Source organism: Roseovarius ramblicola, assembly GCF_042430665.1.
GTDB lineage: Bacteria > Pseudomonadota > Alphaproteobacteria > Rhodobacterales > Rhodobacteraceae > Roseovarius > Roseovarius ramblicola.
In genome coordinates this window covers 43,784-55,666 of sequence record NZ_JBHMEC010000017.1, presented here as the reverse complement: position 1 = coordinate 55,666, position 11,883 = coordinate 43,784, and the positions used below count along the sequence as shown (strand labels likewise).

Genomic DNA, 11,883 nt, shown 5'->3' with positions numbered 1-11,883 from the left:
CGCCTCGCCTCAGTGCGGCGCCACCTTGGAGAAAAGCTGGATCACCACGATCCCGGCGATGATCATCGCCGTGCCGAGCACCGCGGGCGCGTCCAGCTTCTGGCCGAACACCACGTAGCCGATGGCGGCGATGAACACGATCCCCAGCCCCGCCCAGATCGCATAGACCACGCCCACCGGCATGAACTTGAGCGTGATCGACAGCAGGTAGAAGCTGATCGCATAGGCCACCACCACGAAAACCGACGGCCAGAGCCGGGTGAATTGCTGGCTGGCCTGCAACGCGGTGGTGCCCGCCGTTTCGGCAAGGATCGCCAGCGCCAGAAGGAAATAGACCTGCATCCTGATGCCTCCTGCCTCGGGGATATGCCCCTCGTTACGCGAGCCCCGGCGCATGGTCCAGCCCGTCACGTCGCTTGCCTCCCGCCAACCGCCGCCCCATATTCGCGTCATGCTCAAGTTCACGCCGATCCTTCTGGCGCTGCTTTACGCGCTCGCGATGTATCGCTTCTCGGTCTGGCGCACCACGCGCGAGCTCGATGCGCGCTCGACCGAGCTGGCCGACCCGCGGCTCAAACCGGTGTTCGACCGTCTCGCCCGCGCGCTCGACCTGCCGCGCGTGCGCGTGCATCTCTACGAGATCGACCCGGTCAACGGGCTGGCCGCGCCGGACGGGCGCATCTTCATCACCCGCGGCTTCTTCCGCAAGTTCCAGACCGGCGAGGTCTCGGCCGAGGAAATGGCCAGCGTGATCGCGCACGAGCTGGGCCATGTCGCACTCGGGCATGCGCGGCGGCGGATGATCGACTTTTCCGGCCAGAACGCGCTGCGCACCGCGCTCGCCATGATCCTGTCGCGCTTCCTGCCCGGCATCGGCGTGTGGATCGCCAACGGCATCACCTCGCTTCTGGCGGCACGGCTGTCGCGCGGCGACGAGTACGAGGCCGATGAATACGCCGCAGCGCTGCTGACCAAGGCGGGGATCGGCACCGAGCCGCAGAAATCGCTGTTCCGCAAACTCGAGGCGCTGACCTCCGGCGCGGGCGGCGCGATGCCCGCCTGGCTGATGAGCCATCCCAGGACCGAAGACCGGATCGCCGCCATCGAGAAGCTCGAGGACCGCTGGCAGCGCGCGCTCCGGTAACGGCATCGCCCTGGCTCACGCCGCGGAGCGGGACGGTGAACGCAGCGCCCGGTCGCGCGAGTCAGGACGGCACCTCCCGTCTCCTCGTTGCGCGATAGCGGGTTGCACCGCGCGCAACCACCGCACGCGGCCCGCCGCGAACCGTGCGGTTCGCGTCCCGAACCTGCAGGTCCGGCGCGGGCGCGCCGCGCGGTTCTTTTGATCAAATTACGCTTGGCAAGCCCCCCCGCCCCGCGCTAGGGTCTGCCAAATCCCGATCAGGACCTCCCCGATGGACCTCACACAGTTCCAGACCTTCCGCGTGGCCGCCTGCGACCTCAATGGCCGGATGCGCGGCAAACGCCTGCCCGCGAGCTTTGCCGACAAGCTTGGCGACGGCAGCCTGCGCATGCCGCTAAGTGCCTTGAATCTGGACATTTTCGGCGCCGATATCGAGGGCTCCCCGCTGGTTTTCGACAGTGGCGACATCGACGGGCGGCTGTTTGCCACCGAGCGCGGCGCGGTGCCCCTGCCCTGGCTGGAGGAGCCGCAGGCGCTGGTGCCGATGGTGATGCATTACGAGGACGGCACGCCCTTCGCGGGCGACCCGCGCCATGCGCTGTCGGCCGTTCTGGCGCGCTTCGCCGCCCGCGGATGGGAGGTGTTCGCCGCCACCGAGCTTGAGTTCACGCTCGTCGAACCTGCATCCAAGTCATTGAAAACAGTGCGCGATCCGCGATCCGGACGGCGCATGAAGGCGCCCGGAATCCTCAGCCTCGGACAAATGGACGCGTTTGATGCGTTCCTGTCGGCGCTCTATTCGGCGGGGGCGGAAATGGGCATCCCGGTGGAATCGGCGATCTCCGAGGCCGGGGTCGGGCAGTTCGAGCTGACGCTGCACCACCAATCGGCGATGCGCGCCGCCGACGACACATGGCTTTTCAAGAACCTTATCAAGGGTCTGGCGCGCCGGCACGGCTATGTCGCCACGTTCATGGCGAAACCCTTCGACGCCGACAGCGGCAACGGCATGCACATGCATTTCTCGGTGCTCGATGCCGAGGGCAACAACGTCTTCGACGACGGCACGCCGCGCGGCACCGATGACTTGCGCAGCGCGGTCGCGGGCTGCCTTGCCGCGATGCCCGCCTCGACGCTGATTTTTGCGCCGCACGCAAACAGTTACGCGCGCCTCGTGCCGGGCGCGCACGCGCCCACCGGCGCGGGCTGGGACTATGAGAACCGCACCGCCGCGCTGCGCATCCCCGGCGGTCCCAATGCCGCGCGCAGGATCGAGCACCGCGTGGCGGGCGGCGATATCAACCCCTACCTCACCTTCGCGGCCATCCTCGGCGCGGCGATCACCGGCATCGACGACGCGATGACGCCGCCCGCCCCGATCACCGGCAACGCCTACGAGGCGGACCTGCCGCAGCTCGCCGGCGACTGGGGCGCGGCGATCGACGCGTTCGAGGCCAACCCTCTGATCGCGCGCATCTTTCCCGCGGACCTGATCGCCAACCTGGTGATGACCAAGCGGCAGGAACACGCGCGCATCGACCGGATGGCGGCAGAGGATCACTGGAAGGTCTATCTCGAAACGGTGTAGGATCGCGCGAGCGCCCACGCCAGAATTTGATCAAACGATGGAGCCAAGATGAAGATCGGCATCCTCAAAACCGGCCACGCCCCCGACATCGTGTTGGGCGAGCTGGGCGATTACGACGCCATGTTCGCGCGGCTGCTGGACGGGCGCGGCTTCGACTTTGCACCATACAACGTGGTCGATGAAGAATTCCCTGACGGGCCGCACGCCGCCGATGGCTGGCTCGTCACCGGCTCGAAACACGGGGTCTACGAGGATCACCCGTGGCTGCCGCCGCTGGAGCGGCTCATCCGTGACATCCGCGCGGCGGATCTGCCACTGGTTGGCGTGTGCTTCGGCCACCAGGTGATCGCGCAGGCGCTGGGCGGCACCGTGGTCAAGCACCCGGACGGCTGGCGCGTGGGTGCCACGACCTACGAGATCGACGGGCGCCCCCTGACCCTCAACGCATGGCACCAGGACCAGGTGGTCAAGGCTCCACCGGGCTCGCAGGTCGTGGGGAGTGCCGAGGGCTGCGAGATCGCCGCGCTGCGCTACGGTCCGCGCATCTTCAGCATCCAGCCGCACCCCGAGTTCAATGCCACCATGATGGACCGACTGATCGAGCACCGCGCCATCGGGGTGGTCCCCGATCCGCTGCGCGACCATGCCCGCGCCCGGCTCGACACACCGACCGATACGGATGCGATGGCGCAGACCATCGCCGACATTTTCACGAAAGGCGACCCGGATGGCTGATTTGAAAGAGTTCGTCAAAGGGCTTCCCGAGGCGGCGCGGGCCTACCTAGAAAACCGCCGCCTCGACGAGGTCGAATGCATCATCTCCGACCTGCCCGGCATCGCCCGCGGCAAGGCGGTGCCGGCCACGAAATTCGCACGGCAGGACTATTTTCACCTGCCCGACTCGATCTTTTACCAGACCATCACCGGCGACTGGGGCGAGGCCGCGGGCGACGAGGGCTTCATCGAGCGCGACATGATCCTGCGCCCCGACATGTCCACCGCCTCGGCGGCACCCTGGACGGCGGACTGGACCATCCAGGTGATCCACGACGCCTTTGACCGCGAGGGGGTGCCGATCCCGTTCTCGCCCCGCAACGTGCTGCGCCGGGTGGTGGAGATGTATCACGCCCGCGGCTGGAAGCCGGTGGTGGCCCCCGAGATGGAATTCTTCCTCGTGGCGCGCAACCTCGACCCCGCCCAGGAGATCAAGCCGATGATGGGCCGCTCGGGCCGCCCGGCGGCGGCGCGGCAGGCCTATTCGATGACCGCGGTCGATGAATTCGGACCCGTCATCGACGACATCTACGACTTCGCCGAGGCGCAGGGCTTCGAGATCGACGGCATCACGCAGGAGGGCGGCGCGGGGCAGCTCGAGATCAACCTGCGCCACGGCTCGCCCGTAAAGCTCGCCGACGAGGTGTTCTACTTCAAGCGGCTGATCCGCGAGGCGGCGCTCAAGCATGACTGCTTCGCCACCTTCATGGCCAAACCGATCGAGGACGAGCCGGGCAGCGCCATGCATATTCACCACTCGATCCTCGATATCGAGACCGGGCGCAACCTCTTTGCCGGGCCGCAGGGCGGCGAGACGGACCTGTTTTTCCACTTCATCGGCGGCTTGCAGAAACACCTGCCCTCGGCCGTCGCGGTGCTGGCCCCATACGTCAATTCCTACCGCCGTTACGTCAAGGATCACGCCGCGCCCATCAACCTCGCATGGGGGCGCGACAACCGCACCACCGGCATCCGCGTGCCGCTCTCGGGGCCGGACGCGCGGCGGGTCGAGAACCGCATGGCCGGGATGGACTGCAACCCCTATCTCGGCATCGCCGCGAGCCTCGCCTGCGGCCTGCTGGGCATCGTGAACGAGGACTGGCCGGACAAGCAGTTCAAGGGCGATGCCTATTCCGGCGAGTCCGATATCCCCAACGTGATGGGCGAGGCGCTCACCCTCTTCGAGAAGGCCACCGCGCTGCACGACATCATGGGGCCGGACTTCGCCCGCGTCTATGCCATCGTGAAACGCACCGAATACGAGGAATTCCTCCAGGTCATCAGCCCGTGGGAGCGCGAGCACCTGCTGCTCAACGTGTGAGCGGGCCGAAAGCGTCGCGACATGAGTACTTGAACCAAGAAGAAGCCATGAACCTGCTCCATGCCAACGACCGGCGCGGGCAATACCCGCCAAGCTGGTACGCCGCCACCGCCCCTGCGCTGCCGCCCTTTGCGCCGCTCAGGGGCGCGGCGCGGGCCGATGTCTGCGTGGTGGGGGCGGGCTATACCGGGCTGTCGGCGGCGCTGCATCTGGCCGAGGCCGGGCTCGATGTGGTGCTGCTGGAGGCGCAGCGCGTGGGGTTTGGCGCCTCGGGGCGCAATGGCGGGCAGTTGGGCAGCGGGCAGCGCGTTGAGCAGACCGCACTGGAGCGGCTGGTGGGGGCCGGGGACGCGGACCATCTGTGGCGGCTGGGCGAAGAGGCCAAGGACCTGGTCAAGGATCTGGTGGACCGGCACGCCATCGACTGTCATCTCAAACCCGGCGTCGCGCATGCCTGTCTCACCGCCCGCGAAATGGACGCCGAGCACGCCTGTGCCGAACACCTCGCCGCGCGCTACGGCTATGACCGGATCGAGACGCTGGACCACGAGGCGATGCACGCGCTCTGCCCCTCGCCCGCCTATCACGGCGGCACGCTCGACATGGGGGCGGCGCATCTGCACCCGCTGGCCTACGCGCTGGGACTGGCCCGCGCGGCGCAGGCGGCGGGGGTGCGTATCCATGAGGGCGCGCAGGTGCACGACATCCGGCGCGGGCAGACGACCCGCGTGGCCACCGATGCCGGCCATGTCGAGGCGGATCACGTGGTGCTGGCCTGCAACGGCTATCTCGGCGGGCTGGAGCGCCGGGTGGCCGCGCGCGTCATGCCGATCAACAATTTCATCGTCGCCACCGCACCGCTGGGCGACGAGGCCGCGCGCGTGCTGACCCGCGACGTGGCGGTGGCCGACACGAAATTCGTGGTGAATTACTTTCGTCTCAGCCATGACAAGCGGCTCCTGTTCGGCGGCGGCGAGAGCTATGGCTACCGTTTTCCGCGCGACATCCGCGCCACGGTGCGGCGGCCCATGCTGGAGATTTTCCCGCATCTGGCCGACGTGCCGCTCGACTACGCCTGGGGCGGCACGCTCGCCATCACCATGAAGCGGATGCCCCTCCTCGCGCGGCCCGCGCCCGATATCCTGTCGGCCTCGGGCTATTCAGGCCACGGGGTGGGCATGGCGACGCTCGCCGGCCGGCTGATGGCCGAAGCGGTGCGCGGGCGGTCGGCGGGGTTCGACTGCCTTGCGCGGGTGCCCTGCCCGCCGTTCCCGGGCGGCACGGCGCTGCGCACGCCGTTGCTGGCGCTGGCGATGAGCTGGTTCGCGCTGCGCGACCGGCTGGGTTTCTGACGGGCTTTGACAAACCGTCACATTTCGGGCCTATTTGTTCGGGAAAGTCGAAACTCACTTTCAGGAAAGCCGAACGCATGACGCAAGCCCCCAACGTCCACGACGCCGAGCCCATCCCCGACGCCGCCCGTGCCGAGGTGGAGCGGTTGCTCCGCACCGGCGACCTGTTCCGCTACACCGCGCCGAAGGACGCGCCGGTGACGCTTCTGGAGCGCGATTTCGCGGCGATGATGGGCACGTCCTACGCGCTGGCCGTGTCGTCCTGCTCGGCGGCGCTGTTCCTGTCGCTCAAGGCGCTGGGGCTGCCGCGGGGCGCGCGGGTGCTGATCCCCGGCTTTACCTTCGCCGCCGTACCCTCCTCGGTGGTCCACGCCGACTGCGTGCCGGTGCTGTGCGAGGTGGGCGAGGATTACCGCATCGACATCGCCGATTTCGAGGCCCGGCTCGACGGCGTGGAGGCGGTTATCGTCAGCCACATGCGCGGCCACACCTCGGACATGGACAGGGTCATGGCGCTGTGCGATGCGCACGGCGTGCCCGTCATCGAGGACGCCGCGCATTCGCTGGGCACGATGTGGCGCGGGCGCAGGATCGGCACGATCGGGCGCGCGGGCTGTTTCAGCTTCCAGTCCTACAAGATGGTCAATGCCGGCGAGGGCGGCATCCTGATTACCGACGATGCCGATCTGGTGGCCCGCGCGGTCATCATGTCGGGCGCCTATGAGCACAACTGGGCCAAGCACATGGACGGCCCGGACCCGAGCCTCGACGCCGCCTTTGCCCGCTGGCAGAACCGGCTGCCGCTCTACAATCTGCGCCTGTCGAACCTGTCGGCGGCGATCATCCGCGCGCAACTGCCCGAAATCGCGGCCCGGGTGCGCGCCGGGCGGGCCAATCACGATCACGTCGCGGCCCGGCTGGAGACCTCGCCGCACCTGTCGGTGCCCGCCCCCCTCGACGGCGAGGACCGCGCGCCCGATTCGATCCAGTTCAACCTCGTCGGGCTGAGCGAGACCGAGACCCGCGATTTCGCGGATGCGGCGGCGGCGCGGGGCGTCAAGGTGCAGGTTTTTGGCCTGAGCACCGACAACGCGCGCGCCTTCTGGAACTGGGGGTTCCTGCCCGGTGGTGCCCCGGACCTGCCGCGCACGCGCAGGATGCTGATGCGCGCCTGCGACGTGCGGCTGCCCGCGCGGCTGACCCGCGCCGAATGCGATGCGGTGGCCGATATCCTGCTCGATGCGGTGGCCGCAGTGACGGGCGCGCGCCGCGCTTACGGCACCTGATCGCCGAAGAAAGGGCCGCCCGCGATGCGGACGGCCCGGCGTTACGGCGCGTGCCGAGGGGGCGCCTTACTCGGGCTTGCCCGCCTCGATCGAGATCATCACCTCGACGTCGTCGCTGACATAGGGCGCGAACATGCCAAGCTCGAAATCGGTGCGCTTGAGCGTGGTGGTGGCGTCGAAGCCGACCCATGGGCGGTTGTTCATCGGGTGGGCGTCGGCCTTTTGGTTCATCACCGTGTCGAGATCCACGGATTTGGTGATGCCGTTCATGGTCAGGTCACCGGTGATGACGGCGGTCTTCTCGCCGGTCACCTCGATACCGGTGGAGGTAAAGGTGACCATGTCGCCCTCTTCCGCGCCAAAGAAATCGTCGGACATGAAATGCTCTTCACGCTTTTCCCAACCGGTGAACATCGACATCACCGGCATCGAGACATCGACCGAGGAGTTCGCCGGGTTTTCCTCGTCGAACCGGATTTCACCCTCGAAGCCCGCAAACATCCCGGTGGTGGTCGAGAAGCCGAGATGGTTGTAGGTGAACACGACCTGGCTGTGACTGGGATCGAGCTCGTAGGTCTCGGGGGCCGCATGGGCCATGGTGGTGGCGGCGAGCGCGAGCGCGGCTGCGGTGGCAAAGACGGTTGGTCTCATCTGTAATAACTCCAGTCCTGATGTTGTCGGCTCATGCGCAACAGATTGGCGTATCGGCGCGAAAGAACAATAGCACAGTTTCCAACACAGCCTGTGGACTGGCGAACACCCGCCGCGCGCCGCCGGAAGCGCGGACCGGGCCGGCGCGATCGCCCTTGCGGGCACGGATGCGGCACGGTATACGCCGCCAACCTTTCGCAAACGATATGGACCGCGCAGACTCTCGTGGACGGGCAGCGAAAGGGTATCGCCCGCCCTATGAAATGCGCCTTGACAGAAGTGGAGACGACATGCCGCTTTACGAGCATGTGATGATCGCGCGCCAGGATCTTTCCAACGCGCAGGCCGAGGGGCTCATCGAGCATTTCAACGCCGTCCTCGCCGATAACGGGGGCAAGACCCTCGACAGCGAGTACTGGGGCGTCAAGACGATGGCCTACAAGATCAACAAGAACCGCAAGGGCCATTACGCCTTTCTCAGGACCGACGCGCCGACCGCCGCCGTGCAGGAGATGGAGCGCCTCATGCGCCTGCACGACGACGTGATGCGGGTGCTGACCATCAAGGTCGACGCCCACGAAGAGGGGCCGTCGGTGCAGATGCAAAAGCGCGAAGAGCGCGGCGAGCGCCGCGAGCGCCGCTGAATCATCACCTGAAGAAAGGACGATAACCCATGGCTACGAAACCGTTTTTCCGCCGCCGCAAGGTCTGCCCCTTCTCGGGCGACAACGCGCCCAAGATCGACTACAAGGACACCCGCCTGCTGCAGCGCTACATTTCCGAGCGCGGCAAGATCGTGCCGTCGCGCATCACCGCCGTATCGGCCAAAAAGCAGCGCGAGTTGTCGCGTGCGATCAAGCGCGCGCGCTTTCTCGCGCTTCTTCCCTACGCCGTGAAATAAGGAGGCGAGACCATGCAAGTGATCCTTCTGGAACGCGTCGCCAAGCTTGGCCAGATGGGCGATGTCGTCGATGTCAAGTCAGGCTTCGCGCGCAACTACCTTCTGCCGCAGGGCAAGGCACTGTCGGCCTCCGAGCGCAACATCGCCGATTTCGAGGCCCGCAAGGCGCAGCTCGAAGCGCAGAACCTCGAAACCCGCAAGGAGGCCGAAGCGCTCTCCGGCAAGCTGGACGGTCAGCAGTTCGTCGTGATTCGCCAGGCCTCTGACGGCGGCAATCTCTACGGCTCGGTCAGCACCCGTGACGTGGCCGACACCGCCACCGCCGAGGGCTTTACCGTCGACCGCAAGCAGGTGATCATCCGCCAGCCGATCAAGACGCTGGGCCTGCACGAGGTGGAGATCCACCTCCACCCCGAGGTGGTGGCAGTGGTCACGCTCAACGTGGCGCGTTCGCCCGAAGAGGCCGAATTGCAGGCGTCTGGCCGGACCATTCAGGACGCCGCCGCCGAGGAAGAGGCCGCGGCCGATTTCGAGATCTCGGAACTGTTCGACGATATCGGCGGAGCCGCCTCGGACGAGGACGCCCCCGCTGCCGCAACCTCGGATGACGAGAGCGCCTGAGCACGCCGCGCCCTTCCCGGCGCATGTCGCAACACCGCGCGGGCCCACCCGCGCGGTTCTCTGCCGTCTTTTCGGCGCGTTGCTCGACACCCGGTCTTGTGCCGTGCTAGCATCGCACCTAAGTGATGGGTAAAGGTTGACGCATTTGATGTCGGCCATCGGTTTACAGCCTTGACGGCCATGGTGCCCGCGGCACGCAGGTACCGTAGGGTTGTCGTGTTTGGTAACAAGAGCGTGTGTTGACAGGGGGCGCAGGGGTCTGACAAGCGGCAGTGCCGCGGCGGGAGGCATCATGACGGGCGACTCATTCGACCGGGCCGGTCTCATCGACCTCGCAGATCTGCCCGACGCCGCCGAGGATTTCGACGCTTTCCTGTTCGATATTCGCGAGCGTTTCGGAGTCGACCATGTCGCCTACGCCGGGATGAACCCGATCAACCGGTCGGTCGTCGGCCACGTTACCTACGGCCAGGACTGGCAGGAGCATTACGCCGCCCACGGCTTGCACCGCATCGACCCGACACTTCACAGCGCGCGCCGCTCGATCGCGCCGGTGGACTGGTCGCGCCTCGAGCGCGATCTCGACTATCTCACCGTGTTTCGCGCGGCGCATGATTTCGGCGTCTCCGACCAGGGGGTGACCATTCCGGTGCGCGGCCCCTACGGCGATATCGGCGGCCTGAGCCTGACCTGCGGCGGCCCGCGATCCGAATGGCAGGCGATGTGCCGCGAGAACATGCACCTCTGGCAGGCGCTCTCGGTGCACATGCACGACCTTGTGATCAGTTCCGACAGTTTCTCCAGCCTGTTGCGCGGCCCGGCCCTGTCATCGCGCGAGCAGGAGATCCTGCAATGGACGGCGGAGGGCAAGTCGCAGCAGGATGTTGCTGATATCCTTACGATTTCTCATCGCACGGTCGAGGTCCACCTGCGCTCGGCGCGCCACAAGCTCTATGCGCTTACCACCGCGCAGGCGGTCGGTCGCGCGATCTCGATGGGCCTCGTCTACCCCGGCTGAGCCGCAGCCATACGGGATTTCCCCAATAGCGCTTCCGACAGCTTCCCCTAAGCTGGGGTTATGGCCGCACCACTCACCAATCGCGACTGTGACACCAGAAACAAAGGGGATGGACGATATGATACTGATCGTAGACGCACTCAACAAACACAAGTTTCCGATGGTTCTCGACCAGATGTTCCGCCTGCGCGCACGGGTCTTTGCCGGGCGGCTGGGATGGGATGTGACCATCACCGACGGGCGCGAGGAGGATCAGTTCGACGCGCTCGATCCCGCCTACGTGATCGGGCTCGACGAGGCGGGCAATGTCATCGCCTGCGCGCGCGCGCTTCAGACCACGGGGCCGCACATGCTGTCCGACGTGTTCCACGCCATCCTCGATGGCGAGCCACCGCTGCGCAGCGCCACCTTGTGGGAATCGACGCGCTTCTGTGTCGATACCCAGCGGCTCGGACGCGGGCGGGCGCGCGGCTCGGTCTCCCACGCCACCTCCGAGCTCATGCTGGGCGCGGTGGAATATGCCATGCGATCCGGCATCAGCGACGTGGTGACGGTGATCGACCCGGTGATGGACCGGGTGCTCAAGCGCTCGGGCAACGCGCCTTACGACTATGTCGGCAAGACCGTTCAGATGGGCAAGGTCGCGGCGCTCGCCGGGCTGCTCGACTGCACCGAGGAGCGCGCGAACCGCATCCGCGAGGTGGCCGGGATCGAGGGCGAGGTGTTCCTCGGTGACGAGGAGGCGCTCGCCCTGCCCGTGATCGCCGCACAGGTGCCCCGGAAATCACCGCTGGAATCCTATTGCGACGAGCAGATAGCCGCAGCGGAAACCACCGACGAGCGCATCGCCGCACTGAAGCTCAAGGCCGCGCTCGCCGACAAGATTCGTTCTCACTCGCAAGTCGGCGCCTGACCCCCCAGTAGGTCCGGCCAGCCCGGCGCACGCGCCGGGCCGGGTGATGGAACGATGAGGGCCGCCCCATTCTCCCCGGGGCGGTCCTTCCTTTTCGCGTACCCCGTGATGCCCGGCGCCGCCCGGGCATCCGTCTCGATCACGCCGCATCCGGCGTCAGGTGGCGGGCGTGTCGGACAATGGTGCCGACACACCCGATGCGCGTCCGCATGAGGTCGGTCAGGGAGGCTTGGCAGATATTCCGGCCTTGATCAGAGCGTGTCGCGTGACGGCGCAAGAACGCGGGCGCGCCCCGGGACCGGCGAAGCGTCGAA

Annotated in this window: 13 protein-coding genes; 11 read left to right on the top strand and 2 right to left on the bottom strand. The window is 66.9% G+C overall.

Annotated elements, in window-relative coordinates:
* Positions 1-9: 9 nt before the first annotated feature.
* Positions 10-342, bottom strand: a complete 333-nt coding sequence (locus tag ACFFU4_RS10890; protein WP_377070331.1) for an SMR family transporter — start codon at positions 340-342, stop codon at positions 10-12.
* 109 nt (positions 343-451) lie between these two features.
* Between ACFFU4_RS10890 and ACFFU4_RS10885 the strand changes: the two genes are divergently transcribed.
* The 6 genes from ACFFU4_RS10885 to ACFFU4_RS10860 all read left to right on the top strand — a co-directional run bounded on the left by ACFFU4_RS10885 (position 452) and on the right by ACFFU4_RS10860 (position 7,465).
* A complete protein-coding gene (locus tag ACFFU4_RS10885) occupies positions 452-1,144 on the top strand; it encodes a M48 family metallopeptidase (RefSeq protein ID WP_377069795.1) in 693 nt (230 codons plus the stop codon).
* A 271-nt stretch (positions 1,145-1,415) separates the two neighbouring features.
* Positions 1,416-2,732, top strand: coding sequence for a glutamine synthetase family protein (locus ACFFU4_RS10880; RefSeq protein ID WP_377069794.1), 1,317 nt, complete (start codon positions 1,416-1,418; stop codon positions 2,730-2,732).
* 48 nt (positions 2,733-2,780) lie between these two features.
* A complete protein-coding gene (locus ACFFU4_RS10875) occupies positions 2,781-3,467 on the top strand; it encodes a type 1 glutamine amidotransferase (RefSeq protein ID WP_377069793.1) in 687 nt (228 codons plus the stop codon).
* The gene (locus ACFFU4_RS10870) at positions 3,460-4,827 is read left to right on the top strand and encodes a glutamine synthetase family protein (protein WP_377069792.1); all 1,368 of its coding nucleotides are present in this window, start codon (positions 3,460-3,462) and stop codon (positions 4,825-4,827) included. Before ACFFU4_RS10875 ends, ACFFU4_RS10870 begins: the two co-directional genes overlap by 8 nt.
* Positions 4,828-4,874: 47 nt before the next feature.
* Positions 4,875-6,179: an NAD(P)/FAD-dependent oxidoreductase gene (locus ACFFU4_RS10865; RefSeq protein ID WP_377069791.1), complete on the top strand. Its 1,305-nt coding sequence runs from the start codon at positions 4,875-4,877 to the stop codon at positions 6,177-6,179.
* A gap of 77 nt (positions 6,180-6,256) precedes the next feature.
* A complete protein-coding gene (locus tag ACFFU4_RS10860) occupies positions 6,257-7,465 on the top strand; it encodes a DegT/DnrJ/EryC1/StrS family aminotransferase (RefSeq protein WP_377069790.1) in 1,209 nt (402 codons plus the stop codon).
* A gap of 66 nt (positions 7,466-7,531) precedes the next feature.
* Here ACFFU4_RS10860 and ACFFU4_RS10855 read toward each other — a convergent pair whose 3' ends face one another.
* Positions 7,532-8,116 (bottom strand): YceI family protein, encoded by a 585-nt coding sequence (locus ACFFU4_RS10855; protein WP_377069789.1) that lies wholly within the window; start codon positions 8,114-8,116, stop codon positions 7,532-7,534.
* A gap of 290 nt (positions 8,117-8,406) precedes the next feature.
* Between ACFFU4_RS10855 and rpsF the strand changes: the two genes are divergently transcribed.
* The 5 genes from rpsF to ACFFU4_RS10830 all read left to right on the top strand — a co-directional run bounded on the left by rpsF (position 8,407) and on the right by ACFFU4_RS10830 (position 11,569).
* On the top strand, positions 8,407-8,760 hold the full coding sequence (rpsF, locus tag ACFFU4_RS10850; protein ID WP_377069788.1) for a 30S ribosomal protein S6: 354 nt from the start codon (positions 8,407-8,409) through the stop codon (positions 8,758-8,760).
* A gap of 29 nt (positions 8,761-8,789) precedes the next feature.
* Entirely contained in the window at positions 8,790-9,017 is a 228-nt protein-coding gene (gene rpsR, locus ACFFU4_RS10845) for a 30S ribosomal protein S18 (protein ID WP_085525039.1), read from the top strand.
* A 12-nt stretch (positions 9,018-9,029) separates the two neighbouring features.
* Positions 9,030-9,638, top strand: coding sequence for a 50S ribosomal protein L9 (gene rplI, locus ACFFU4_RS10840; RefSeq protein WP_377069787.1), 609 nt, complete (start codon positions 9,030-9,032; stop codon positions 9,636-9,638).
* A 292-nt stretch (positions 9,639-9,930) separates the two neighbouring features.
* Complete coding sequence (locus ACFFU4_RS10835) at positions 9,931-10,656, top strand: helix-turn-helix transcriptional regulator (protein WP_377069786.1); 726 nt, start codon at positions 9,931-9,933, stop codon at positions 10,654-10,656.
* 118 nt (positions 10,657-10,774) lie between these two features.
* Complete coding sequence (locus ACFFU4_RS10830) at positions 10,775-11,569, top strand: acyl-homoserine-lactone synthase (RefSeq protein ID WP_377069785.1); 795 nt, start codon at positions 10,775-10,777, stop codon at positions 11,567-11,569.
* Positions 11,570-11,883 lie beyond the last annotated feature (314 nt).